The 23,665-nt window shown below is 69.1% G+C and carries 21 protein-coding genes; 13 read left to right on the top strand and 8 right to left on the bottom strand.

Going from position 1 to position 23,665, the window contains the following annotated elements; translation table 11 throughout:
- Positions 1-51: 51 nt before the first annotated feature.
- From AC07X5_RS23420 to AC07X5_RS23400, 5 genes are all read left to right on the top strand, one after another.
- A complete protein-coding gene (locus AC07X5_RS23420) occupies positions 52-1,032 on the top strand; it encodes a substrate-binding domain-containing protein (RefSeq protein ID WP_409963240.1) in 981 nt (326 codons plus the stop codon).
- 131 nt (positions 1,033-1,163) lie between these two features.
- Positions 1,164-2,177, top strand: coding sequence for a sugar phosphate isomerase/epimerase family protein (locus AC07X5_RS23415; protein ID WP_494772053.1), 1,014 nt, complete (start codon positions 1,164-1,166; stop codon positions 2,175-2,177).
- Between the two features lie 15 nt (positions 2,178-2,192).
- Entirely contained in the window at positions 2,193-3,368 is a 1,176-nt protein-coding gene (locus AC07X5_RS23410; protein WP_494772052.1) for a Gfo/Idh/MocA family protein, read from the top strand.
- A 21-nt stretch (positions 3,369-3,389) separates the two neighbouring features.
- Positions 3,390-3,950 (top strand): sugar O-acetyltransferase, encoded by a 561-nt coding sequence (locus tag AC07X5_RS23405; protein WP_494772051.1) that lies wholly within the window; start codon positions 3,390-3,392, stop codon positions 3,948-3,950.
- Between the two features lie 125 nt (positions 3,951-4,075).
- The gene (locus AC07X5_RS23400) at positions 4,076-5,626 is read left to right on the top strand and encodes a methyl-accepting chemotaxis protein (RefSeq protein WP_494772050.1); all 1,551 of its coding nucleotides are present in this window, start codon (positions 4,076-4,078) and stop codon (positions 5,624-5,626) included.
- A 42-nt stretch (positions 5,627-5,668) separates the two neighbouring features.
- On the opposite strand, the gene AC07X5_RS23395 is transcribed toward AC07X5_RS23400, so the two are convergent.
- Together AC07X5_RS23395 and AC07X5_RS23390 are read right to left on the bottom strand one after the other, a co-directional pair.
- Complete coding sequence (locus AC07X5_RS23395; RefSeq protein WP_409956631.1) at positions 5,669-6,022, bottom strand: hypothetical protein; 354 nt, start codon at positions 6,020-6,022, stop codon at positions 5,669-5,671.
- Positions 6,023-6,229: 207 nt separating this feature from the next.
- The gene (locus AC07X5_RS23390; RefSeq protein WP_494772049.1) at positions 6,230-7,666 is read right to left on the bottom strand and encodes an aminotransferase-like domain-containing protein; all 1,437 of its coding nucleotides are present in this window, start codon (positions 7,664-7,666) and stop codon (positions 6,230-6,232) included.
- Between the two features lie 118 nt (positions 7,667-7,784).
- On the opposite strand from AC07X5_RS23390, the gene AC07X5_RS23385 reads away from it, so the two are divergent.
- Both AC07X5_RS23385 and AC07X5_RS23380 read left to right on the top strand, forming a co-directional pair.
- Positions 7,785-8,546 carry a c-type cytochrome gene (locus tag AC07X5_RS23385; protein ID WP_494772048.1) on the top strand — a complete coding sequence of 254 codons (762 nt, stop codon included), beginning with the start codon at positions 7,785-7,787 and terminating at the stop codon, positions 8,544-8,546.
- Between the two features lie 15 nt (positions 8,547-8,561).
- Complete coding sequence (locus AC07X5_RS23380; protein ID WP_494772047.1) at positions 8,562-9,848, top strand: c-type cytochrome; 1,287 nt, start codon at positions 8,562-8,564, stop codon at positions 9,846-9,848.
- A 2-nt stretch (positions 9,849-9,850) separates the two neighbouring features.
- Here the strand turns inward: AC07X5_RS23380 and AC07X5_RS23375 are convergent, their stop codons facing one another.
- Positions 9,851-10,177: an EthD family reductase gene (locus AC07X5_RS23375; RefSeq protein WP_494772046.1), complete on the bottom strand. Its 327-nt coding sequence runs from the start codon at positions 10,175-10,177 to the stop codon at positions 9,851-9,853.
- Positions 10,178-10,289: 112 nt separating this feature from the next.
- The gene (locus AC07X5_RS23370; RefSeq protein ID WP_494772045.1) at positions 10,290-12,146 is read right to left on the bottom strand and encodes an ABC transporter ATP-binding protein; all 1,857 of its coding nucleotides are present in this window, start codon (positions 12,144-12,146) and stop codon (positions 10,290-10,292) included.
- A gap of 205 nt (positions 12,147-12,351) precedes the next feature.
- Between AC07X5_RS23370 and AC07X5_RS23365 the strand changes: the two genes are divergently transcribed.
- Positions 12,352-13,626: an arsenic transporter gene (locus AC07X5_RS23365; RefSeq protein ID WP_494772044.1), complete on the top strand. Its 1,275-nt coding sequence runs from the start codon at positions 12,352-12,354 to the stop codon at positions 13,624-13,626.
- Between the two features lie 12 nt (positions 13,627-13,638).
- Here AC07X5_RS23365 and AC07X5_RS23360 read toward each other — a convergent pair whose 3' ends face one another.
- The 3 genes from AC07X5_RS23360 to AC07X5_RS23350 all read right to left on the bottom strand — a co-directional run bounded on the left by AC07X5_RS23360 (position 13,639) and on the right by AC07X5_RS23350 (position 16,159).
- A complete protein-coding gene (locus AC07X5_RS23360) occupies positions 13,639-14,112 on the bottom strand; it encodes a CopD family protein (protein ID WP_494772043.1) in 474 nt (157 codons plus the stop codon).
- A 98-nt stretch (positions 14,113-14,210) separates the two neighbouring features.
- A complete protein-coding gene (locus tag AC07X5_RS23355; RefSeq protein WP_494772042.1) occupies positions 14,211-14,765 on the bottom strand; it encodes a GrpB family protein in 555 nt (184 codons plus the stop codon).
- Between the two features lie 44 nt (positions 14,766-14,809).
- A complete protein-coding gene (locus AC07X5_RS23350) occupies positions 14,810-16,159 on the bottom strand; it encodes a diguanylate cyclase domain-containing protein (RefSeq protein ID WP_494772041.1) in 1,350 nt (449 codons plus the stop codon).
- A 212-nt stretch (positions 16,160-16,371) separates the two neighbouring features.
- Between AC07X5_RS23350 and AC07X5_RS23345 the strand changes: the two genes are divergently transcribed.
- From AC07X5_RS23345 to AC07X5_RS23335, 3 genes are read left to right on the top strand one after another with little or no spacing between them, the layout of a single operon-like run.
- A complete protein-coding gene (locus tag AC07X5_RS23345; RefSeq protein WP_409956611.1) occupies positions 16,372-16,668 on the top strand; it encodes an iron uptake protein in 297 nt (98 codons plus the stop codon).
- Between the two features lie 55 nt (positions 16,669-16,723).
- Positions 16,724-18,388 carry a PepSY-associated TM helix domain-containing protein gene (locus AC07X5_RS23340; RefSeq protein ID WP_494772040.1) on the top strand — a complete coding sequence of 555 codons (1,665 nt, stop codon included), beginning with the start codon at positions 16,724-16,726 and terminating at the stop codon, positions 18,386-18,388.
- Entirely contained in the window at positions 18,381-18,710 is a 330-nt protein-coding gene (locus AC07X5_RS23335) for a DUF3325 domain-containing protein (RefSeq protein ID WP_409956607.1), read from the top strand. The genes AC07X5_RS23340 and AC07X5_RS23335 overlap by 8 nt, the downstream gene beginning before the upstream one ends.
- A gap of 82 nt (positions 18,711-18,792) precedes the next feature.
- Here AC07X5_RS23335 and AC07X5_RS23330 read toward each other — a convergent pair whose 3' ends face one another.
- On the bottom strand, positions 18,793-19,779 hold the full coding sequence (locus AC07X5_RS23330; protein WP_494772039.1) for a tripartite tricarboxylate transporter substrate binding protein BugE: 987 nt from the start codon (positions 19,777-19,779) through the stop codon (positions 18,793-18,795).
- 350 nt (positions 19,780-20,129) lie between these two features.
- Between AC07X5_RS23330 and AC07X5_RS23325 the strand changes: the two genes are divergently transcribed.
- Positions 20,130-21,986, top strand: a complete 1,857-nt coding sequence (locus tag AC07X5_RS23325; protein ID WP_494772038.1) for a sensor histidine kinase — start codon at positions 20,130-20,132, stop codon at positions 21,984-21,986.
- Positions 21,983-23,344: a sigma-54-dependent transcriptional regulator gene (locus AC07X5_RS23320; protein WP_494772037.1), complete on the top strand. Its 1,362-nt coding sequence runs from the start codon at positions 21,983-21,985 to the stop codon at positions 23,342-23,344. The genes AC07X5_RS23325 and AC07X5_RS23320 overlap by 4 nt, the downstream gene beginning before the upstream one ends.
- The last annotated feature ends 321 nt before the right edge of the window (positions 23,345-23,665 follow it).

Genomic DNA, 23,665 nt, shown 5'->3' with positions numbered 1-23,665 from the left:
TTCCATGGCCTTTTTCCAAGCAACAGCAACAGCAACAGGAGACAACGCATCATGAACAGCCAACTTTCTTTCACCCGCCGCCTGGCCCTCTCGGCCGTGGGCGCCGCAGCCGCACTGGCGCTGGCCGGCCCTGCCATGGCGCAGGCCAACAAGGTCGTTGTGGGCGTGGCCATTCCGTCGGCCACGCACGGCTTCACGGGCGGCATCGTGTACTGGGCCAACCAGGCCAAGAAGGACCTGGAGAAGGCCCACCCCGGCCTGCAGGTCATCGTCAAGACGGCCGGCGGCGCGCCCGAGCAGGCCAACCAGCTGCAGGACCTGGTCACGGTCAACAAGATCAACGCCCTGGTGATCTTCCCCTTCGAATCGGCCGCGCTGACCAAGCCAGTGGCCCAGGTCAAGGCCAAGGGCGTCTACGTGACGGTGGTGGACCGCGGCCTGACCGACACCAGCGCGCAGGACGCGTACGTGGCCGGTGACAACACCGCCTTCGGCAAGATTCCGGCCGAGTACATCGCCAAGGCGCTGAACGGCAAGGGCAACGTGGTCGCCATGCGCGGCATTGCCACCACGCTGGACAACGAGCGCATGGACGCATTCAACGCCGTGCTCAAGAACCACCCCGACATCAAGCTGCTGGACGCCAAGTACGCCAACTGGAACCGCGACGATGCCTTCAAGGTGATGCAGGACTACCTGACCCGCTTCCCGCAGATCGACGCCGTGTGGGCGGCCGACGACGACATGGCCGTGGGCGTGCTCAAGGCCATCGAGCAGTCCAAGCGCAAGGACATCAAGCTGGTGTTCGGCGGCGCCGGCGCCAAGGGCATGATCAAGACGCTGGCCGACGGCAGCAACCCGCTGATCCAGGCCAACGTGTCGTACAGCCCCAAGTTCATCTACGACTCGATCAAGCTCACGGCCGAGGCACGCATCAAGGGCGACAAGCTGCCGCCCACGACCATCATTCCTTCGGTGCTGATCACCAAAGAGAACGCCAAGAGCTTCTACTTCCCTGATTCTCCCTTCTGATCAGGACGCCTGATGGGGGCCTGGTACTCCCATCGCAGTGGCCGTGCCATGGCCGGCCGCTGCACCAAGGTCGATTGTTGCGATGGGCAGCGGATCAACCACGCGCTGCCCCCATTTCCTGGAGCCCCACCATGCCAAGACCCGTCACCCTTTTTACCGGCCAGTGGGCCGACCTGCCGCTGGCCGAGCTCGCGCCGCTGGCACGCAGCATGGGCTATGACGGCCTGGAGCTGGCCTGCTGGGGCAACCATTTCAATGTGCAGGAGGCGCTGGCTTCCGCGCAGTACGTGAAGGACAAGCATGCGCTGCTGGCCCAGCACGGCCTGCAGTGCTTTGCCATCGGCAACCACCTGGTGGGCCAGGCCGTGTGCGACCGCATCGACGAGCGCCACCAGTCCATCCTGCCGCCCCATGTGTGGGGCGATGGCGAGCCCGAAGGCGTGCGCCAGCGCGCGGCCCGCGAGCTGGCCGACACGGCGCGCGCAGCGGCAAAATTCGGCGTAAAGACGGTCACGGGCTTCACGGGCTCGTCGGTATGGCATGCCATCTATGCCTTCCCGCCCACCAGCCAGGCGTATTGGGACAAGGGCTTTGCCGACTTCGCCCAGCGCTTCAGCCCCATCCTCGACGTGTTCGAGGAACACGACATCAATTTCGCGCTCGAAGTGCATCCCACCGAGATCGCCTTCGACATCGCCTCGGCCGAGCGCGCCATTGCGGCCGTCAAGGGCCACCGGCGCTTCGGCTTCAACTACGACCCGAGCCACCTGGCCTACCAGGGCGTGGACTACGTGAAGTTCATCCGCCAGTTTGCCGACCGCATCTACAACGCCCACATGAAGGACGTGTGGTGGGGCAAGGGCGACGGCACGGTGGGCGTGTTCGGCGGGCACACCAGTTTTGGCGACGCGCGCCGGAACTGGGACTTCCGCAGCGTGGGCCGCGGCATGATCGATTTCGAATCCATCATCGTCGCCCTCAACGACATCGGCTACCAGGGCCCCCTCTCCGTGGAGTGGGAGGACAGCCGCATGGACCGCGTGCACGGGGCCACGGAAAGCGCGGCCTTCTGCAAGCGGCTCGACTTCAAGCCCGCCACGGGCGCATTCGACGCCGTATTTGCGCGCGACGAGCAACCGAAATAACCAACAAGGGATTCCATGTCCTCTGAACGCAAGCTGCGCTATGCCATGGTGGGCGGCGGCAACGGCGCCTTCATCGGTGCCGTGCACCGCAAGGCCATGGCGCTGGACGGGCAGTTCGAGCTGGTGGCCGGCGCGCTCTCGTCCTCGCCCGAGCGGGCCCGCGCCTCGGGCGCCGCCCTGGGCCTGGCCGACGACCGCAACCACGGCAGCTGGCAGGATCTGCTGGTCGACGAATTGCGCCGCCCGCCGGGCGAGCGCATCGACCTGGTGAGCATCGTCACCCCCAACCACGTGCACCATCCGGTGGCCCTGGCCTTCGTGCAGGCGGGTTTCCATGTGGTGTGCGACAAGCCGCTGGTGCACACCAGCGCCCAGGCCGACGAACTGGTGGCCGCCGTGCGCCAGGCCGGTACCGTGTTCGGCGTGACCTACAACTACACCGGCTACCCCATGGTGCGCGAAGCAAGGCACCTGGTGCACAGCGGTGCCTTGGGCACGCTGCGCAAGGTCACCGTCGAATACAACCAGGGCTGGCTGGCCACGGCGGTGGAAGAGGGCGGCGGCAACAAACAGGCCGACTGGCGGCTGGACCCCGCGCGCAGCGGCGCAGTGGGTACCATGGGCGACATTGGCTCGCATGCCGAGAACCTGGCTGCCACCGTGACCGGCATGGAGCCCGAATGGCTGTGCGCCGACCTCACCGCCTTCGGTGCGGGCCGCCGGCTCGACGACGACACACAGATGCTGCTGCGCTACGCCAATGGCGCGCGCGGTGTGATCGTGGCATCGCAGGTGGCCGCGGGGCTGGAGAACGATTTGCGCCTGCAGGTCTCGGGCACGCTGGGCACCATCACCTGGCGGCAGGAGGACCCCAACCACCTGGTGCACTCGCCGGTGGATGGGCCGCGGCGCATCCTCACGCGCGGCGCGCCCTGGCTCAGCCCGTCGGCGCTGCGCGCGGGCCGCATCCCTTCGGGCCACCCCGAGGCCTTCATCGAGGCCTTTGCCAACGTGTATCTGGGTGTGGCGGCCGATATCCGCGCCCATGCAGCCGGCCAGCCGGCCGACCCGCTGGCGGCCGACTACCCGCGCGTGGAAGATGGCGCGCGCGGCGTGCGCTTCATCGAGCGGGTGATCGAGTCCGCAGGCAGCGAGCGCAAGTGGACGTCCCTGGCCGGCGAGAGGGCTTGAGTGCCGGGGCGAGAATGCCCCATGGCTTCTGAAAAAGACAAGATGGTCGCCGGCACCCTGTACCAGGCCGCCGACCCCGAACTGGTGGCCGACCGCCTGCACGCCCGTGGGCTGTGCCATGCCCTCAACCACGCCGCGCCCGGCGATGCGGCGGGCCTGCAGGCGCTGCAGTCGCAACTGCTGCCGGGCCAGCCGGCCAGCGTGCAGATCACACCGCCGTTCCACTGCGACTACGGCTACAACATCACGCTGGGCGAGGGCGCCTACTTCAACTTCAACTGCGTGGTGCTCGACGGCGCGCCGGTGCGCATCGGTGCGCGCACTCTGTGCGCGCCCGGGGTGCAGATCTACACCGCAACGCACCCCCTGTCGCCCGCCGAGCGCGCCACGGGCACCGAGCAATGCCTGCCCGTGACCATTGGCGAGGACGTATGGATCGGCGGCGGCGCCATCATCTGCCCTGGTGTGAGCATCGGCGACGGTGCCGTGATCGGCGCGGGCAGCGTGGTCACGCGCGATGTGCCGCCCCGCGTGCTGGCGGCGGGCAACCCCTGCCGGGTGATCCGGGAGTTGCCGCAGTAGCCTGCGCATGGCATTTCATTACAAATTGGCACATTTGCCGCCGATGAACTATATTGGCCCGAACACGGTTCCCTGAGCCCGGAACGACCACCGGGCTTTTCACGTCCACCTTTCGGGAGACGAGCATGCCCCTGTCGAATCTGCGTGTCGGTTTGCGTCTGGGCCTGGGCTTTGGCCTGTTGTTGCTGCTGGTGCTGGCCATGGGCCTGTTTGCGGTGAACCGGGTCAATCGGGTGCAGGGCAGCGTGGTCGATCTGGCCACCAACTGGCTGCCGAGCACGCAGCAGCTTGCCGGCCTGAACGAAGCGCTCAACCAGATGCGCCGTGCCGAGCTGCAGATGATGCTGGGCGGCGACGCCAAGACCATCCAGGACGAAAGCGCGCGCATCGACAAGCAATGGACCCTGGTGCCCAGGCTGCTCGACGCCTATGCGGGCACGCTCTCCGACGGCGAGGAAAAGCAGCTCTTCGAGGCCTTCAAGACCACGGTGGGCCGCTACAAGGACACCCAGGGCCGGCTGCTGGCCCTGCTGCGCGAGGGCAAGACCGAAGACGCCATGGCCTACCTGCGCGGCGATTCGCGCGTGGCCTTTCGCTCCACCACCGATGCCATCGGCAAGCTGGGCACGGTGAACGATGCGGGCGTGGAGCAGGCCAGCGTGGCCGGCGCTCAGAGTTACCGCACCGTGCTCTGGGGCATCTGGCTGATGATGGGCGCGGCCCTGGCCATGGGCGCGGCCGTGGGCTGGCTGCTCACGCGCTCGCTCACCGTGCCGCTGAGCTTTGCCGCCAGCACCGCTGACCGCATTGCCGATGGCGATCTGACCGGCGAGTTGCGCTCCACGCGCGGGGATGAGCTGGGCGATCTGCTGCGGGCACTGGCGCGCATGCAGGATGCGCTGAATGCTTCGGTCACCGATGTGCGGCGCAGTGCCGACAGCATCTCCGTGGCCAGCCAGGAGGTGAGCAGCGGCGGGCATGACCTGTCGGTGCGCACCGAGGCGGCGGCAGCCAGCATCGAGCAGACCTCGGCCGCGCTGCAGCAGGTGACCGATACCGTGCGCCAGAGCTCGGCCTCGGCCCAGCAGGCACGCCAGCTGGCGTCGGCAGCGTCCGAAGTCGCGGTGGCGGGCGGTGAGGTGGTGGCGCGCGTGGTGAACACCATGGACGGCATCCAGGCCTCGTCGCGCAAGATCGGCGACATCATCGGCGTCATCGACGGCATTGCCTTCCAGACCAACATCCTGGCGCTCAACGCGGCCGTGGAGGCGGCGCGCGCGGGCGAGCAGGGCCGCGGCTTCGCCGTGGTGGCCACCGAGGTGCGCACGCTGGCGCAGCGCAGCGCCCAGGCGGCGCGCGAGATCAAGGCGTTGATATCCAGCTCGGTCGACCAGGTCGAGGGCGGTGCCCGGCTGGTGGGCGAGGCGGGCGATACCATGGACAAGGTGGTGGGCTCGGTGCAGCGCGTGAGCCACCTCATCGGTGAGATTGCCAGCGCCATCGAGGAGCAAAGCCAGAGCGTGGGCGAGGTCAACACCGCCATTGCACAGCTCGACGGCATGACACAGCAGAATGCCGCCTTGGTGGAGGAGTCGGCTGCCGCATCGGAATCGCTGCGCGATCAGGCGGGACGCCTGACCGAGGTGGTGGCGCGTTTTCGGCTCAAGGGGGCATAGCGGCGCAGGGGTCGATGGCCCAGGATGGCGCCGCTGCCCGCCTCAACGCACCCCTGCCAGCTGGAACCGCTGGTCGAAATTCATCTTGCCCAGCACGTGCAACGCGGCATTGAGCAGGTTGCCGTCCACCTTGCTGATGTCCAGGCTGTAGCGGCGCTCGGTGGAGACCACGTCCACGCTGCTGGTGCCCCATTGCACGGCCACCAGCGGGGCCGGGCGCCCGCCCATGCCCAGGCCGACGAATACGCCACGCTGCTCGGGCCGCAGCATGAACTCCAGGCGGGGGGTGCGCTTGAGCGTCAGGCGGTCGGTGCCCTGGGGGCCGAACGCAAACGAGACGATCCAGTCGTCTTCGTCTTCCACGGTCAGGATCGGGACACGCTGGGGTGGTGGCATGGTGGGCGGTGGTGAAGGTGCAGACGGCCGGACCTGTTGCGGGGCCCGCAAGCCGGGCGGCGGTCAGTATGCCGTGCAATAGCCATGCCAGAAGAGGGGCGAACCCGAAGTTGGGCGTATCCAACGCTGCGCGCGGTTTGTCAGCAAAATGCAAGGACTCATCGTGCTGGGTTTCGCCCGGAGGGGCTGGACGCGTGCCTGCCTGCCTCAGCCACCTTGCGCCAGTTGCGCTGCCAGCCGCCCCACGGTGGCCAGCGCCTCCTCGAAACGCTGCTGCGCCGGGTGCCCGTAGTTGATGCGCACGCAATGCGCAAAGCGCTGGTCGGCCGAGAAGATCTGCCCCGGTGCCAGGCTGATGCCTTGGGCCAGGGCCTGGCGGTGCAGGGTGAGGGCGTTGACCGTTGCCGGCAGCTCCACCCACAGAAAGTACCCGCCCTCGGGCCGTGACACCCGGGTGCCGGCCGGAAAATGCCGTGCAATGGCGGCCAGCGCGCGCTCCTGCTGCCGCGCCAGGCTGCGCCGCAATTGGCGCAGGTGCCGGTCGTAGCCGCCCTGGGCCAGGTATTCGGACAGCGCCTGCTGCGATGGCACGGCTGCTGCCAGCGTGGTCATGAGCTTCAGGCGCTGCACGGCGGTGGCAAAGCGGCCTGCCGCCACCCAGCCCACGCGGTAGCCGGGCGCCAGGCATTTGCTGAAGGAGCTGCAGTGCATCACCAGGCCCTGGGTGTCGAAGGCCTTGGCCGGGGGCGGGCGCTCGGGGCCAAAGTGCAGTTCGCCATACACGTCGTCCTCGACCAGCGGCACCTGGTGGCGCACGAGCAGGGCCACCAGTTCGCGCTTGCGGCCCTCGGGCATCAGGCTGCCCAGCGGGTTCTGAAAGCTCGGCATCAGCCAGCAGGCCTTGACCGGGTGGCGCGCCAGGGCCTCGGCCAGTGCGGCCAGATCGATGCCCTCACGCGGGTGGGTTGCCACCTCCACGGCCTTCAGGTTCAGCCGCTCCAGCGCCTGCAGGGCGGCGTAGAAGGTGGGCGACTCCACCACCACGATGTCGCCCGGCTGCGTCACGGCCTCCAGGCAGAGGTTCAGCGCCTCCATGGCGCCGTTGGTCACGATCAGCTCGCCCATGTCCACCGCCGTGCCGTGCAGGCCATAGCGCAGCGCGATCTGCTGGCGCAGCCGCTCGTCGCCCGGCGGCAGGCTCTGCACGATGCTCCAGGGGTCGAGCCGGCGCATGCCTCCCGACAGGCAGCGCCCCAGCCGCTCGAAGGGGAACAGCTCCAGCCCCGGAAAGGCCGAGCCCAACGGCACCAGGTCGCGCTCGCGCGCCGAGCCCAGCACCTCGAACACCAGGTCGCTGATGGCCACGCCCGTGGAGCCGCTGGCCGGCTGCGAGGGCAGGGGCTCCGCCGGGGGCGTCTGCCCGGCTGCCATGGGCAGATGGGCGCTCACGTAGTAGCCCGAGCGCGGGCGCGCATGGATCAGGCCTTGGGCCTCCAGCAGGTAGTACGCCTCGAACACCGTGGACGGGCTGATGCCCCGGGTGCGGCTGGACTCGCGCACCGAGGGCACGCGGTCGCCGGGGCGCAGCGCACCGCTGTGGATCAGCTGGGCGATGGCATCGGCGTGGCGCTCATAACGTTTCATACAAAGACGATTTTGATCTAGTACAAACTGATCCGTATTTTTAACATTAAACTGAATCTGTACTGTTTTTGAGGGCAGGCGTAGAGTGCGTTGCAATCCTCAAAAGAAGTCGCCCCCCATGATCGATCGTTTGCGCAGCCTGCTGCGTCCCGTTGTAGTCCCGCTTTGGATGGCCGCCAGCCTGGGCTGTGCGGCTGCGCAACCGGCGACCCCACCGGCCCCTGTGGCCGCCACTTCCATCGCCAGCGGCATGGCGCCGCGCGTGCTGGCCTGTGTCACCTGCCACGGCAAGGAAGGCCGGGCCACCCAGGAGGGCTACTTCCCGCGCATCGCCGGCAAGCCGGCCGGTTACCTGGCCAACCAGCTCATCAACTTCCGCGAGGGCCGGCGCAGCTACCCGCAGATGGGCAGCCTGATCGAGCACCTGACGGACGACTACCTGCGCGAGATGGCCGCGCACTTCGCCGCGCTGGAGTTGCCCTACCCGCCGCCACCCGCGCCCCAGGCGCCGCCTGCCGCGCTGGAGCGTGGCCGCCTGCTGGTGCAGCAGGGCGATGCGGCGCGCAATATCCCCGCCTGCGTGCAGTGCCATGGCCCGGCCATGACCGGGGTCAACCCCTTCATCCCCGGCCTGCTGGGCCTGCCGCGCGACTACCTCAACAGCCAGCTCGGCGCCTGGAAGACCGGCCAGCGCCGCGCCCATGCGCCCGACTGCATGGCCGACATCGCGCGCCAGCTCACGCCCGAGGACGTGAGCGCCGTGTCCGCATGGCTTGCGGCCCAGCCCGTGCCCGGCGGCGGCAAACCCGCCGCGCGCCTCACGGGGGCGATGCCGGTGCGCTGCGGTGGCGTCGATGGCGTACCCGTGGCCGGGCGCTGAGGGAGGGTTGCGAACATGAACGCACGCACCATCCTCTGGTCCATTTCTTCCACCCTGGCCGCGCTGGGCATTGCCGCCGCGGCCGTGATCACCTTGAACCTGCGCGGCGAGGAGCCGCTGCCCTCCGCGCCCGAGGCCTTCGCCTCCCGCCCCGAGCTGGTGGCCCGCGGCGAATACCTGGCGCGCGTGGGCAACTGCATGGCCTGCCACACCACGCAGGGCGGGGCGGCGTTTGCGGGCGGGCGCGGCATCGAGACGCCGTTCGGCGTGGTGCACAGCTCCAACCTCACGCCCGACAAGGCCAGCGGCATCGGCCAGTGGTCGTCGGCCGAGTTCTGGCGCGCCATGCACCACGGCCGCTCGCGCGACGGGCGCCTGCTGTACCCGGCGTTTCCCTACCCCAACTACACCCAGGTCACGCGCGAGGATTCGGACGCCATCTACGCCTACCTGCAAAGCCAGCCCGCCGTGGCCGAGCCCAACCGGCCGCATGCGCTGCGCTTTCCCTACAGCACGCAGGCCGCGCTGGCCGTGTGGCGGGCGCTGTTCTTCGCACCGGGCGCGCCCGTGGTCGCCCCGACCCAGACCGCCGAGTACAACCGCGGTGCCTACCTGGTCAACGGCCTGGGCCACTGCACGGCCTGCCACACCCCGCGCAATGCCCTGGGCGCCACCACGGAAGCCCTGGCCTTCAACGGCGGCCTGATCCCGGTGCAGAACTGGTATGCCCCGGCACTCAATGCCGCGGCCGAGGCCGGTGTGAAGGAGTGGCCGTTGGAAGACGTGGTGGCCCTGCTCAAGACGGGCACAGCACCCCACGGCTCGGTCATGGGCCCCATGGCCGAGGTGGTGTTCCGCAGCACCCAGTACCTCAGCGACGCCGATGCCCGCGCCATGGCGGTCTACCTGCAGGACCTGCCGCAGCACACCGTGGTGCCGCCGCCTGCCGCACCGCCCGTCGCATCTGCCATGGCGCGCGGCGCCAAGGTGTACGAGCAGCAGTGCGCCCAATGCCATGGCGACCAGGGCCAGGGGCAGCCCGGCGCGTTTCCGCCCCTGGCGGGCAACCGCGCCGTGCTGCTGGCCGACACCACCAACCTGGTGCGCGTGGTGCTGCAGGGCGGCTACCTGCCGGCCACGGCCGGCAACCCGCGCCCGCATGGCATGCCGCCGTTCCGCCATGTGCTGGGCGACGAAGACGTGGCCGCCGTCGCCACCTTCGTGCGCAACAGCTGGGGCAACCAGGCAGGGTCCGTGGGCGCCATCGGGGTCTACCGCGCCAAGGAGCGGCGCGGCATGTAGGCTCAGGCCCCCAACGGGTGCGCCTTCATCTGCGCCATGTACGACTCGGGCTTGATGTCGGTGTAGTTGGGGATATCGGCGGTCAGCACCGGCGCCGTCTTCTGCGCTGCGGCCTGGGCCTGTTCCGCCGTCTCGAAGAAGGCATTGGTCAGCGCCACCACCTGGCCCGGGCGCGGCGGGCCGGGGTACATCACGCGGTCGCTCTCCAGCCGCACCAGGCCCAGCGGGCCCAGGGCCTCGCGCGCGATGCGCATGTGCTCGCCGTGGTAGTAGTCGTGGTCGAAGCGCGCGCCTTCGTGCCAGCGGTACAGGGCGGTGATCTTGATCATGCAGCAGGTCCTCTCTTTTGCAATGGCCGTCTGGATGACGCGCCCAGGCCTGCACGTTAGGGGGGGCGGTGGCTGCGGGCAGCCGCCTGGGTGACAGGCGCGCCCGCGCCTGTCACCCAGGCATCAGCGCGCTTCCCTCGTCCTCGGTCTCGCCCAGAAAGCCGCCGCTCTGGTGCCCCCACAGCCGGGCATACACGCCGCCCAATGCCAGCAGCTGCGCGTGCGTGCCTTCCTCCACGATGCGGCCGGCATCCAGCACGATCAGCCGGTCCATGGCGGCGATGGTGGACAGGCGGTGGGCAATCGCGATCACGGTCTTGCCCTGCATCAGCCCGTCCAGGCTTTGCTGGATGGCGGCTTCCACTTCGGAGTCCAGGGCGCTGGTGGCCTCGTCCAGCAGCAGGATGGGCGCGTCCTTGAGCATCACGCGCGCGATCGCCACGCGCTGGCGCTGCCCGCCCGAGAGCTTCACGCCGCGCTCGCCCACGTGCGCGTCGAAGCCGCTGCGGCCCTGCAGGTCGGTCAGGCTGGCGATGAAGTCCGCCGCCTCGGCCCGCTTCGCCGCGGCCTGCAGGTCCTCTTCGTTCGCATCGGGGCGGCCATAGAGGATGTTGTCGCGCATGGAGCGGTGCAGCAGCGAGGTGTCCTGCGTCACCATGCCGATGGAGCGGCGCAGGCTGTCCTGCGTGACATGGGCAATATCCTGCCCGTCGATCAGCACCCGGCCCGAGCGCACGTCGTGAAAGCGCAGCAGCAGGTTCACCAGCGTGGACTTGCCGGCGCCCGAGCGCCCGATCAGCCCGATCTTCTCGCCCGGGCGGATGGTCAGGTTCAGGCCGTCGATCACCGGCCGGCCATTGCCATAGGCAAAGGTCGCGGCCTCGAACTTCACCTCGCCCCGCGTCACCTGCAGCGGTCTCGCATCGGGCGCGTCCACCACGGCGCGCGGGCGCGTCAGGGTATTGATGCCGTCCTGGATGGTGCCCACGCTCTCGAACAGCGTGGTCATCTCCCACATCACCCAGTGGGCATGGCCCGACACGCGCAGCGTCATCGCCGTCACGGCGGCCACGGCGCCCGCGCCCACCTCGCCCAGCGACCACAGCCACAGCGCCGTGCCGCAGGCCCCGAGGATCATGCCCACCACCAGGATGTGGTTGACGATCTCGAACTGGCTGACCAGGCGCATCTGGGCATAGCCCGTGAGCTTGAAGGCGTCCATGGCGGCGCGCGCGAACTCCGACTCGCGCCGCGTGTGCGAGAACAGCTTGACGGTGGCGATGTTGGTATAGGCGTCGGTGATGCGCCCGGTCATGGCCGAGCGCGCGTCCGCCTGCGCCTTGCCCACCTTGCCCAGGCGCGGCACGAAGTACCAGCAGGCCAGGCCATAAGCCACCATCCACAGCGCAAAGGGCAGCAGCAGGCGCGCATCGAAGCCCGCCAGCAGCGCCAGGATGGTCACCAGGTACACGCCCATGCCCACCACCACGTCGGTGGTGGTGAAGATCATGTCGCGCACCGCCAGCGCGGTCTGCATGATCTTGGTGGTGATGCGGCCCGCGAACTCGTCGGCATAGAAGGCCATGCTCTGGCCCAGCATCAGCCGGTGGAAGTTCCAGCGCAGTCGCAGCGGGAAGTTGATGGCCAGCACCTGGTGCTTGACGCTGGTCTGCAGGGCCACCAGTGCGATGGAGGCCAGCAGCAGCACCATGATGCCGATGAGTTCCGTACGGCGTTGCGCCCACAGGTCGGCGGGCGCGACGCTCCCGAGCCAGTCCACCACCCGGCCCAGCACGGCAAACAGCAGCGCCTCGTAGACTGCAATGGCCGCCGACAGGGCGGCCATCGCCAGCACATGGCCTTGCATGCCTTGCGCGCAGTGCCACACGAAGGCCAGGAAGCCTTTGGGCGGGAGATGGGGTTCTTCGGCGGGGTAGGGGGCTACGCGTTTCTCAAAAAAACCGAACAAAGTCATGACTCCTTGAAAAGGGGGCGCTTGCGGGCACGCCCTTTTGACCACATGGTAAGCGCCCCATGTGATCCGCCGCACCAAGAGGGGCATTGCGGCAGGCTGCGCTGCCTCGGCACTGCATAGAATCCGCCCCCATGCAATGCCTCCCTGTAACTGCTGCGATCTTCCGTAACCTGGTCCGCCCCGCTGGCGGCTTTGCCGCATGACGGCCGCCGCCCCCTGGACCTGGGCCATCATCGGCGTGGCCACCGCAGCCGTCATCGTGCGGCCTTTCCGCCTGCCCGAGGCAATCTGGGCCGTGGCCGGCGCCCTCGCGCTGCTGGCCCTGGGCTTCATCAGCCCCGCGCAGGCCTGGGAGGGCGTGATGCGCGGGCACGACGTCTACCTGTTCCTGGCCGGCATGATGCTGCTGTCCGAACTGGCCCGGCGCGAGGGCGTGTTCGACTGGCTTGCCACCCTGGCGGCCAGGCAGGCCCGGGGCTCGGGCACGCGCCTGTTTGTGTGGGTGTACGCGGTGGGCACCCTGGTCACGGTGTTCCTGTCCAACGATGCCACCGCCGTGGTGCTGACCCCGGCCGTGTTCGCCGTGGCACGCGCGGTGGGCGCCTCGCCGCTGCCCTATCTGTTCATCTGCGCTTTCATCGCCAATGCGGCCAGCTTCGTGCTGCCGATCTCCAACCCGGCCAACCTGGTGGTCTGGGGCAGCGGCATGCCCTCGCTGGCGCACTGGCTGGCGCTGTTTGCGCTGCCTTCGCTGGCCTCCATCGCCGTGACCTATGTGGCGCTGCGCTGGGTTCTGCGATCCACCATCCCTGAAACCATTGCCACCACCGTGCCCGAGCACCCCCTGGGCCTGGGCGGGCGCGTGGCCGCTGGCGGCCTGGCCATGTCGGTGCTGGTGCTGGTGGGCTGCGCCTGGCTGCGCATTCCCCTGGGCTGGCCCACGCTGGGTGCGGCCCTGGCCACGCTGGCACTGCTGGCCTTTGCCTGCGGGCGCGCGCCCTGGCAGGCGCTGCGCTCCGTGTCCTGGGATGTGATGCCGCTGGTGGCGGGCCTGTTCGTCTTCGTCCAGGCGCTGGAGCATACGGGCGTGGTGGGGCTGCTGGCCAGCGTGCTGCGCCAGGCCGCTGCCGCCTGGCCGCAGGGCGCGGGCACGGTGCTGGGCGCGCTGCTCGGCGTGGCGGCCAATCTGGTCAACAATCTGCCCGCGGGCCTGCTGGCGGGCGCCTCGCTCGACGCCGCTTCCGCATCAGGCACCGTGCGGGCGGCCGCGCTGATCGGCATCGACCTGGGGCCCAACCTGTCGGTCACGGGCTCCCTGGCCACCATCCTGTGGCTGTCCGCCCTGCGGCGCGAGGGCCTGCACGTGGGCGCCTGGCAGTTCCTCAAGCTCGGGCTGGTGGTGATGCCGCCTGCGCTGCTGTCGGCCCTCTTGGTGCTGCAGGCCGCGCATTCCATGCACCTGCTGGCGCCCTGAGCCAGCGGGTGGTCACGCGGGGAGCAGGAAGACCACCGCCACGGTGAGCACGCCCAGCGCCAGATTGATGCCCACCAGCGTGCGGATGGAGGCCATCGCCTTGCCGCCCGCAGGCCAGTCGCTGGCCGCCACCGCCACGCGCAGGCGCTTGAACAGCGCAAAGCGGATGTGGCCGAAGATGGCCACCATCACCAGGCCGATGGTGGCCATGAGGGTCCACGACAGCGGCATGGAGAACTTGCCGCCCGACTGCGCAGCGGCGCGCGCCACGTTGCCGATCATCCACAGCCCCGAGCCCAGCACCAGAATCACCGCGACCGACACGGCCGCGAAGAAGCGCTGCAGCACCTCGTGCATCAGCTTGAGGCGCTGCGGGGGCTCCAGCGACAGCGTGGCCGGGCGCAGGAAGAAATGGGCGAAGACCATGCCGCCGATCCAGACGATGAGGGACAGGACATGGACGAACTTGAGCGCGGCGTACAGCATGGCAAGGGTGTGGGGCGTGGGGCCCGGCAAGGGTTGTAGTGGCCCGATTGTGCGGGTCCGGACGCCAGCCCGCTGGTAGGCCGTCCCCCGGGAGGGGATTACACCCCGCCCAGCACCTCTGCGATGAAAGCGCCCTTGGCCTCGGTGTAGCCTTCTCTGTCATGGCGGTACTGTGCCGCCAGCCCCCGCTTCAGCACAGCGTAGCGCGCAGCCAGTTCGGCGCTGCCGCGCAGCGCATCGCGGAACGCCAGCCGCTGGTGCCACAGGGCGCTGCCCAGTGGCACCAGGTGCAGGTGGTGGGTGCGCTGGGCCGGGCTGGGCTTGCAGAACCAGTGCATCTGCCCGGGCTTGTAGGGGTGGTACAGATAGCCCAGCGCACCGGCTGCATCCAGGGCTGCCATCGATCCGGCGAGGCTGTGCACTGGCGCCATGATGTCGATCACCGGCTTGGCCGCCAGGCCCGGCACGGCCGTGCTGCCGATGTGCTCCACGGGACCCGCCAGCCAAGGCGCGAGCACCTCCACCAGCAATCGCTGCTCGGCGTGGAACATGCCGGGCCAGCCTGGGTCGTATTCCATGATTTCGACGACGGCGTCGGGGGCGGGCGCGGGCGCGGGGGCGGGCGCTGGAGAAGGCCTGGGCAGGGGCTGCATGGCCGGCATTCTGTGCGATTTCCCGCCTGCTCGGGAGAGGACGGTCAGCCCGCAGGGCCGGGCAGGGGCGCTGCCGTGTGCACCTGGTTGCCGCCGCCTTTCTTGGCCGTGTACATGGCCGCGTCCGCATGGCCCAGCAGGAGGTCTTCCCCCTCGCCATGCTCGGGGTAGAGCGCCATGCCGATGCTGGGCTGCATCGGCACGGGCAGCCCGGCCAGGTCGAACGCGGGGCCGAAGGCCGCCAGGATCTTGCCGGCCACGGCATGGGCATGTTCGCGGGTCTGGCAGCCTTCGAGCAGCACCACGAACTCGTCGCCACCGATGCGGGCCACCGTGTCCGAGCCGCGCACGCACTGCAGCAGGCGCTGGGCCACGCCCTGCAGCAGCAGGTCGCCCATGGCGTGGCCCAGGGTGTCGTTCACGTCCTTGAAGCGGTCCAGGTCGATGAACAGCAGTGCCAGCAGGCCCTGCTCTCGCCGCGCCCGGGCCAGCGCGGTCTTCAGGCGGTCGCGGAACAGCTGGCGGTTGGGCAGTTGCGTGAGCTGGTCGTACTGCGCCATGCGGGCCAGGCGCTCGTGCATCTGCTTGCGCTCGATGGCCGCCGCGACCTGTGTGGAGACGAACTGCAGCAGCTCCCTGTCCCTGTCGGTATAGGGTGCATGCTCGGTGTAGCCCTGCAGCACCAGGGCGCCGATGGTTCCGTTGTGCGTGAGCAGGGGGGCGCCCAGCCAGAACAGAGGTGCGCCTGCGCCGCGCGCCACGGTGGTCTCGCCCGGTGTCAGCAGCAGCGCCTGGCCGGTGCGGATGACCTGGGCGCACAGGGCGTCCTCGTCCAGGGTGCTCGGGCCGGGGCAGGGGTGCCGCTCGTCCACATGGTAGGGATAGCTCAGCAGGCCCTTGTCGGCGTCGTACAGCACCACCGCGAAGTTCATGGCCGCCAGCAGCTGTCCGATGATGCGGTGGGTGTGCTCGAACAGCGCGAGGAGGTCCTTGGCGGTGTGCGCGGCCTCCGAGATCGCATAGATCGCCGCCTGCATCGACTCGGTGTTCTTGCGCTCGGTGATGTCGTGGGCCACGGCCAGCCGCACCTGCCGCTCTTCGAGCCAGCGCGCCGTCCAGCGGATGTGCGCGATACGCCCGTCCTTGCGCACATAGCGGTTCTCGAAGTGCAGTTGCAGCTCCCCCGCCATGATCGACCTGGCCTGGCGCTCGGTGCTTCCACGGTCTTCGGGGTGCACCAGGTCCAGCATGCGCAGGCCCACGGCTTCGTCGGGCCGGTAGCCGAAGATGCGTTCGAAGGCCGGACTCACGAACAGCACGCGGCTGTCGGCGTCCACGATGCAGACGGCGTCGAGCAGCAGGTCGACGACTTTCTCGGAGGAAATGCTGTGCATGGAGAGCGAGGGCATCCTTCAGGGTCAGGCTGCGGGTGCTGCGTTGCAAGCATTGTGCTCCGCATTGGCCTAGATGTGACGAAATGTCAGTGCCGAAGTGTTGCGCGGCGGACAGTGCTGGGCAGCAGTCCCTACATAGCAAGGGGTTACCCGGAGGGGCGTTGCATAATCGCAAATCACTCGCATTCAATCGTCGCTCCGTTGTTTCATCCATGGCCACAAGTTCCGCTTCCCGCCTGCACGTCGTCTCGCGCATCGCCGCCGGCACGCTGGGCAGCTACGCCTTCACCTGGGGATTCATCGCGCTGGTCGTGGGGACCATGTTCGCGGCGGGCATGCCGTTCCATGATGCCGAGGCGCTGAGCTACATCCTGGGCTTCATCGTGCTGCTGGTGGCCTTCCTGTGGGCGTTCTGCGCTGCCAGCCTGGTGCGCGCATGGCTGGTGCTGGCCGGTGGCGGCGCCCTGATGGCCGGGGCGGCGTCGCTGGTCCAGAAGGCCTTGCTCTGATCTTTTTTCGCTGCGCGGTCCCGGGGCAGGGGGCAGCGCACCAGGAGACCTGTCGATGTTCCAAAATTTCCGGCTCACCATGGCCTGGCTGCACACCTGGTTCGGCCTGGTGCTGGGCTTCGTGCTCATGGTGGTGTTCTTCTTCGGCTCGCTCTCGGTGTTCGACCGCGAGATCGACCGCTGGGCCATCCCGGGCACGCGCTTCGAGCCGCAGCCCATGCCCTCGTTCGACAAGATCCTCTTGCCCGTGTTCCAGGACCTGAAACCCACGCCTGAGGCCATCGAGCAGGCGCGCAGCCGCGTGAACGGCACCATGGCGGAGACCTTTCCGGTCAAGCGCTGGGGTGCCTACACCACCCACCGCGACCCGGTGCTGGGCATCTTCTCGGGCCACGAACTGCCCAATGCCAAGAACAAGGATGACGAGATCTTCGGCATCCGCACCATCGACCCGCGCAGCGGCGCGTCGCTGCCCGACGACCACCTCAAGATCGGCAGCCAGTTCTTCTACCCGCTGCACTACAGCCTGCACCTGGAGTGGAAGAACCTGGGCTACTGGATCGTGGGCTTTTCCGCGCTCATCATGATGGTGGCGCTGGTCAGCGGCGTGGTCATGCACCGCAAGATCTTCCGCGAGCTGTTCACCTTCCGCCCGAAGAAGCACACCCAGCGCAGCGCGCTCGACCTGCACAACCTCACGGGCGTGGTGGCGCTGCCGTTCCACTTCATCTTCGCGCTGTCGGGCCTGGTGATCTTCGGGGGCATCTACTTCCCGGTCACGCACACCCAGCTCGACCCCCTGCACGAACTGCACGAAAAGCACGAAGCCAAGGAGACCGGCCTGCCGCACGAGAAGGCCGGCGTGCCTGCCACCCTCGCATCGGTGGACGCCATGGTGGCCGAGGCCCAGCGCCGCTGGGCCGCCAAGGGCATGGCGGGGGACGTGGGCTTTCTGGCCGTGCAGCACGTGGGCGATGCCAATGCCTACGTCAGCGTGTACCGCGCCGGCACCGACCGCGTGACGCTCACGGGCGAAGGCATGCATTTCAAGGGATCGACGGGCGAGCTGATCCGCGAAGACCCGCCCGTCACCGTGGTGGCCGGCATCAACAACTTCCTCACTGGGTTGCACCTGCAGCACTTTCGCCACTGGCTGCTGCGCTGGCTGTATGTGCTGGGCGGCCTGTCGGGTTGCGTGTGCATCGCCACGGGCTTCATCTTCTTCGTCGAAAAGCGCAAGCGCAACCACGCCAAGCAGGGCGTGAGCGGTGCGCGCTGGGTGGACGCCTTCGCGGTCACCACCGTCACGGGCATGCTGATCGCCACCTTCACCATGCTGATCGGCAACCGCCTGCTGCCCACCGACCTGCCTGCGCGCGGCAGCGTGGAGCAGACCATCTTCTGGGGCGCCTGGGTGCTGGCCTGCGCGCACGCCATCTGGCGCACCACGCCCATGGCCGAGGGGCGCATGTCGCCCGCCTGGGCCGAGCAGTGCTGGGCCGCCGCCGTGCTGGCCGTGGCGGCCGTGCTGCTCAACTGGGTGACCACGGGTGACCACCTGCTGCGCACCATGGTCAACGGCTACTGGCCGGTGGCCGGGGTGGACCTGGCGCTGCTGTCTGCCGCGGCCCTGGCCGTGCTGGCGGCGCGCCGCCTCAAGCGCCGCGCCCTGGGTGCCGCCACGGCGGGCGGTGCCGCACCGGAGGCCGCCCATGCCTGATGCCCTGCTCTATGGCGTGGCCCTGCTGGCCAACCTGACCGGCCTGGCCTGGCTGGCCCTGTCGATGGATGTGCACTGGGAGCAGGTGCGCGGGCCGGCGCCACTGGCGCGCGGCACCGTGGTGCTGCTGCGCTGGCTGGGCTCCGCCGTGGTGGCCGCCTCGCTGGCGGTGTGCCTGTCGGTGGACCATGGCTCCATGGCCTCGCTGGTCTGGTTCATGGTGCTGGCCGGCTCGGCGCTGACCATTGCCTTCACCCTGGCCTGGAAGCCGCGGCTGCTGGCGCCCTGGGTGGCCTGGGTGCCAGCGTCCGCCCCCCGTTGAAATGGCAAACCCGCCGGCGCCGGGATGGCGCGGGCGGGCTTCTGGTGCAGGCGGGCAGGGCGATGGCCGCCCTGCCGCAGAATTACTCCAGCTTGAGCTTTTGCTTGGCGACCACGCCCTTGTACAACTCGAATTCGGCCTTGGTCTGGGCTGTGAACTCCTGGGGGGTGTTGCCCACCACCAGCGAGCCGGTCTCTTCGATGCGCTTCTTCACGGCCGGGTCTTCCAGCGTCTTGCGCACGGCTTGCGAGATGCGCTCCACCACGGCCGGTGGCAGGTTCTTGGGGCCGTGGATGCCATAGAAGGCCATGCGGTTCACCGGCTCGAAGCCGACTTCCTTGAAGGTCGGCACATCGGGCAGCGAAGGCAGGCGCTGCGGCGCGGCCACGGCAATCGCGACCAGGCGCTTTTCCTTGATGAAGGGCAGGGCCGAGGGCAGGTTGTCAAAGATCATCGGCACCTGGCCGGCCACCGCGTCGTTCAGGGCCGGGCCGGCACCCTTGTAGCCGATGTGTTCGAGCCCCAGGCCCGAGAGCGACTTGAACAGCTCCATCTGCAGATGGCCGATGCCACCCGTGCCGGAGGTGGCAAAGGAGTACTTGCCCGGGCTGGCCTTCACCGCGGCCATGAAGCCCTTGAAGTCCTTGGCCACGAAGCTCGGGTGCACGGCCAGCACATTCGGCGTGGCCGCCATGTTGACGATGGAGGTGAAGTCCGTGAGCGGGTTGTACTTGACGGCAGGGTTGATGGCCGGGGCCGAGGCCACGCTGGACACGGTGGCCACGCCCAGGGTGTAGCCATCGGCCGGGGCGCGCGCGATCTCGGTCGCGCCCACCACGCCGCCGGCGCCGGCCTTGTTGTCCACCACCACGGGCTGGCCCAGGGCCGTGCCCAGCGACTGGCTGACCACGCGGGCCACGATGTCGGTGGTGCCGCCGGGGGCGAAGGGCACGATCAGGCGCACGGGCTTGTTGGGGTAGTCCTGGGCCAGTGCGGGCGCGGCGCCGGCGAGCAGGCCGGTGGCGATGGCCAAGGCGTTGCAGAGCTTGAAGGAAGGGGTTTTCGTCATGTGTCGTCTCCGGACAGGTTCTGGTGTGTGAAGAGCCGGGCTGCGCTGGCTGCGCCGCCCGCCCTGGCGTTTTGCAGCTTGCGTGCCAGGGCTGCGGCAAGCGCCCCTGGCCGTCCGGCAGGCCGCGCCGGCCGTGGGTTTGCACACGCAAGAGGCCTGGTGCAGCAGTCGCCCCGATGCCGCAAAAAGCGGCGGATTTCCACACGCCCACCGGCGTTTTGTGCGGATTTCCAGACAAGTGGCCCTGTCAAGCGAAATAGCCCCGCTGGCCGCATGCCGGCGGCCGCGCACAATGCGGCCTGTCCGCACGGTGTGGCGGCCGTGCTCCTGAACCCTTTTCCCCTCGCCGCTTGAAACCCACCCGTTCCCTTCTCGGCTCCGGCATCGCGCTGCTGGCCTGCGTGTTCGCGGGCGCGCTGGCCTACCGCTGGTCGCTCGATGCCCAGCTGGCGGCGCAGCAGCGCGCCGCCAGCCAGCGCCTGGCCTTTGCCGCCCAGAGCCTGGAGTCGCTCCTGCAGCGCAACGAGGCGCTGCCCGCGCTGCTGGCGCTCAACAGCCGCACCAACCTGGCCCTGCAGCAGCCCACGGCGCAGAACCTGCAGGCTGCCAACGCCTACCTGGCCTCGGCCGTGGCGCTGGCGGGCGTGGACACGGCCTACGTCATGAACACCGAGGGCCTCACGCTGGCGGCCAGCAACTGGAATCTGCCGAGCAGCTTCGTGGGCCAGAACTACCGTTTTCGCCCGTACTTCGAGGCGGCCATGCAGGGGCAGGTCGGCCGCTTCTTCGGCGTGGGGGTGACGACCGGCCGGGCGGGCTACTTCATGGCCTCGGCGCTGCCACCCGAAGCCCCCGCGCCCGGTGTGGTGGCGGTCAAGATCTCGCTCGATGCCTTCGAGGCCGCGCTGGCCGGGGGCGGCGACACCGTGCTGCTGGCGGACACCGAAGGCGTGGTCTTCGTGAGCACCGATCCCGCCTGGCGCTACCGCACGCTGGCCCCGATCCCAGCACAGGTGCGCAGCCGCCTGCAGGGCGTGCAGCAATATGGCAACTACCCGCTGGCCCCCTTGCAGGGCCAGGGCCCGCGGCCGGTCGATGGCGACACCCTGCGCCTGCAGCAGGCGGGCCAGCAGCGCGACTTCAGCGTGGCGGCGCGCACGGTGGGCCCGCTGGGCTGGCAGATGCTGCTGCTGGCCGACCAGCGTCCGGCCCGGCAGGAGGCGCTGGTCGCCGGCTTGGCCGGCGGCCTGTGTGCCGCGCTGGTGCTGGGGCTGGCCCTGCTGCGCCGGCTCGACCGCCAGGGCCGCGCCGAGCGCGCCGCCAGCGACCAGCGGCTGCGCGAGGCGCATGGCATGCTGGAGGCACAGATCGCCCAGCGCACGCGCGAGATCACCGCCGCCAACACCGCCCTCGAAGAGCGCGTGCACGCGCTGCAGCAGGCCGAGCAGATCGTGCGCGGCACGCGCGACACGGCGGTGCAGGCCGGCAAGCTGGCTGTGCTGGGCCAGATGGCGGCCGGCATGAGCCATGAGCTCAACCAGCCCCTGGCTGCCCTGCAGACCCTGTCGGACAACGCCATCGCCCTGCACCAGCGCCAGCGTGGACAGGAGGTGGCCGAGAACCTGCGCCTCATCGGCCAGCTGGCCGAGCGCATGGGCCGCATCGTGCGCCAGCTCAAGAGCTTTGCACGCAAGGAGCCGCCGGCCCTGCACCCCTGCAGCGTGCGCGAGGCCCTGGACCACGCGCTGCTGCTGCTGGCCCCACGCTGCCAGGCGGTGGATGCGCAGATCGTGGTGGATGCCTTCGACGAAGCGCTGTGCGTGCTGGCCGATGCCACGCGGCTCGAGCAGGTGCTGGTGAACCTGCTGCGCAATGGGCTCGATGCCGTGCAGCACCAGGCCGTGCGCGAGGTGCGCTTTGCCGCCGAAGTGCAGCCCGACGGGCGCGTGCTGCTGCGCGTGGCCGATACCGGCCGCGGCATGGACCCGGAGGTGCAGACCCACCTGTTCGAGCCCTTCTACACCACCAAGGCCGGCGAAGGGCTGGGCCTGGGGCTGGCCGTTTCGCGCATCATCGTCGAAGGCATGGGGGGCAGCCTGGAGGCGGCCAACCTGCCGCAAGGCGGGGCCGAGTTCACCGTCGGCCTGCCGGGCATACCCGGGGTGCCGGGCCCGGCCGCCACCCCAGCGATACAGGACATTCCATGACCCCTTCTCCAGGCGGCAACCCGACCGTCGTCTACCTCGTCGAGGACGACGCCATGGTGCGGCGTGCCTATGCGCAGGCCCTGTCGCTGGCCGACATCGAGGTGCGCGCCTTCGCCAGTGCACAGGCGGCGCTCGATGCCTTCGGACAGGACCGGCCCGCCGTGCTCGTCACCGATATCCAGATGCCCGGCATGGGCGGCATGGAGCTGATGCGCACCCTGCGCGCGCAGGATGCCGACCTGCCCGTGGTGCTGGTCACCGGCCATGGCGATGTGGCGCTCGCCGTGGACGCCATGCGCGACGGTGCCTACGACTTCATCGAAAAGCCTTTCTCCTCCGAGCACCTGGTGGCCACCGTGCGGCGCGCGCTCGAGCGCCGGGCCCTGGCCGAAGAGGTGCGCCAGCTGCGCGAGCGCAACCCGCGGGACGCCCTGGCCGCGTTGATCGGCCCATCGCCCGGCATGGCCGAGGTGCGCCGCCTGGTGGCTGCGCTGGCACCGCTGAGCGTGGACGTGCTGCTCAATGGCGAGACCGGCGCCGGCAAGGAGGTGGTGGCGCGGGCCCTGCATGCGGCCAGCGGGCGCAGCGGCCCCTTCGTGGCCATCAACTGCGGTGCGCTGCCCGAGAGCATCATCGAAAGCGAACTCTTTGGCCACGAGCCCGGCGCCTTCACAGGTGCCACGCGCCGGCGCATCGGCAAGATCGAGCATGCCAACCAGGGCACACTGCTGCTCGACGAGATCGAATCCATGCCGCAGCCCCTGCAGATGCGCCTGCTGCGCGTGCTGCAGGAGCGCGAGCTGGAGCGCCTGGGCAGCAACCAGAGCCTGCCCATCACCTGCCGCGTGGTGGCAGCCTGCAAGGTGGACCTCAAGGCCTTGGCCGCAGAGGGCCGGTTCCGGGCCGACCTGTACTACCGCCTGCATGTGGCCAGCATTGCCCTGCCGCCGCTGCGCGAGCGGCCGCAGGACATCCCCGTGCTCATGGCCCACTTCATCGCCCAGGCCGCGGCGCGCCATGGCCGTCCGGCGCCCGCCTGGACCGACCGCGACCTGGCCGCCTGGCTGGCCCACGACTGGCCCGGCAATGTGCGCGAGCTGCGCAATGCGGCCGAGCGCCTGTGCCTGGGGCTGCCCATGGAGCCGCTGGGACAGGGCGATGCGGCGGCGCCCTCATTGGCGGCGCGTGTGGATGCCTTCGAACGCAAGCTGCTGCGCGACACGCTGCGCCTGACCCAGGGCAATGTGGCCCGCGCCGCCGAGATGCTGCAGATGCCGCGCAAGACGGTGTACGACAAGCTGCAACGCCACGGGCTCACGCCGGGGGACTTTGCGGCGCGCCCTGGGGCGGCGACATAGCCCTATATAGAGGAGGGCGCATGCCTCCAGGGGCATGGAAGGATTTGCTGCAAATTCCCCGGGGTTTCCCTGCGAGGCCCTCGAACTGGTGCTATAGTAGAGGGCTTCGCTGCACGGAGGTCCTTCTTTTGGAAGTCTGGGCAGATGAAGAAGGAAGTTTGCAAAAACTTCGAAGTTTTGGAAAAGTCACCGATTTCTCGGTATACAATCTAAGGCTGCGCTGACAAGAGTGGGTTGCCGAAAAGCGGTTGATCTTGGGGGTGCGTTGGGGTGGTTGAAAGCGCTGAGCGGTTTCAAAAACTTCCAAAAAGTTTGACGAAA

The organism is Acidovorax sp. GW458-11-26-14-TSB4 (genome assembly GCF_059423865.1).
This window is presented reverse-complemented; position numbering and strand designations above follow the sequence as displayed.

Excerpts from the sequence above, each read along its gene's own strand:
- AC07X5_RS23420 (WP_409963240.1), top strand. The coding sequence starts at position 52 with ATGAACAGCCAACTTTCTTTCACCCGCCGCCTGGCCCTCTCGGCCGTG.
- AC07X5_RS23415 (WP_494772053.1), top strand. The coding sequence starts at position 1,164 with ATGCCAAGACCCGTCACCCTTTTTACCGGCCAGTGGGCCGACCTGCCG.
- AC07X5_RS23410 (WP_494772052.1), top strand. The coding sequence starts at position 2,193 with ATGTCCTCTGAACGCAAGCTGCGCTATGCCATGGTGGGCGGCGGCAAC.
- AC07X5_RS23405 (WP_494772051.1), top strand. The coding sequence starts at position 3,390 with ATGGCTTCTGAAAAAGACAAGATGGTCGCCGGCACCCTGTACCAGGCC.
- AC07X5_RS23400 (WP_494772050.1), top strand. The coding sequence starts at position 4,076 with ATGCCCCTGTCGAATCTGCGTGTCGGTTTGCGTCTGGGCCTGGGCTTT.
- AC07X5_RS23395 (WP_409956631.1), bottom strand. The coding sequence starts at position 6,022 with ATGCCACCACCCCAGCGTGTCCCGATCCTGACCGTGGAAGACGAAGAC.
- AC07X5_RS23390 (WP_494772049.1), bottom strand. The coding sequence starts at position 7,666 with ATGAAACGTTATGAGCGCCACGCCGATGCCATCGCCCAGCTGATCCAC.
- AC07X5_RS23385 (WP_494772048.1), top strand. The coding sequence starts at position 7,785 with ATGATCGATCGTTTGCGCAGCCTGCTGCGTCCCGTTGTAGTCCCGCTT.
- AC07X5_RS23380 (WP_494772047.1), top strand. The coding sequence starts at position 8,562 with ATGAACGCACGCACCATCCTCTGGTCCATTTCTTCCACCCTGGCCGCG.
- AC07X5_RS23375 (WP_494772046.1), bottom strand. The coding sequence starts at position 10,177 with ATGATCAAGATCACCGCCCTGTACCGCTGGCACGAAGGCGCGCGCTTC.
- AC07X5_RS23365 (WP_494772044.1), top strand. The coding sequence starts at position 12,352 with ATGACGGCCGCCGCCCCCTGGACCTGGGCCATCATCGGCGTGGCCACC.
- AC07X5_RS23360 (WP_494772043.1), bottom strand. The coding sequence starts at position 14,112 with ATGCTGTACGCCGCGCTCAAGTTCGTCCATGTCCTGTCCCTCATCGTC.
- AC07X5_RS23355 (WP_494772042.1), bottom strand. The coding sequence starts at position 14,765 with ATGCAGCCCCTGCCCAGGCCTTCTCCAGCGCCCGCCCCCGCGCCCGCG.
- AC07X5_RS23350 (WP_494772041.1), bottom strand. The coding sequence starts at position 16,159 with ATGCACAGCATTTCCTCCGAGAAAGTCGTCGACCTGCTGCTCGACGCC.
- AC07X5_RS23345 (WP_409956611.1), top strand. The coding sequence starts at position 16,372 with ATGGCCACAAGTTCCGCTTCCCGCCTGCACGTCGTCTCGCGCATCGCC.
- AC07X5_RS23340 (WP_494772040.1), top strand. The coding sequence starts at position 16,724 with ATGTTCCAAAATTTCCGGCTCACCATGGCCTGGCTGCACACCTGGTTC.
- AC07X5_RS23335 (WP_409956607.1), top strand. The coding sequence starts at position 18,381 with ATGCCTGATGCCCTGCTCTATGGCGTGGCCCTGCTGGCCAACCTGACC.
- AC07X5_RS23330 (WP_494772039.1), bottom strand. The coding sequence starts at position 19,779 with ATGACGAAAACCCCTTCCTTCAAGCTCTGCAACGCCTTGGCCATCGCC.
- AC07X5_RS23320 (WP_494772037.1), top strand. The coding sequence starts at position 21,983 with ATGACCCCTTCTCCAGGCGGCAACCCGACCGTCGTCTACCTCGTCGAG.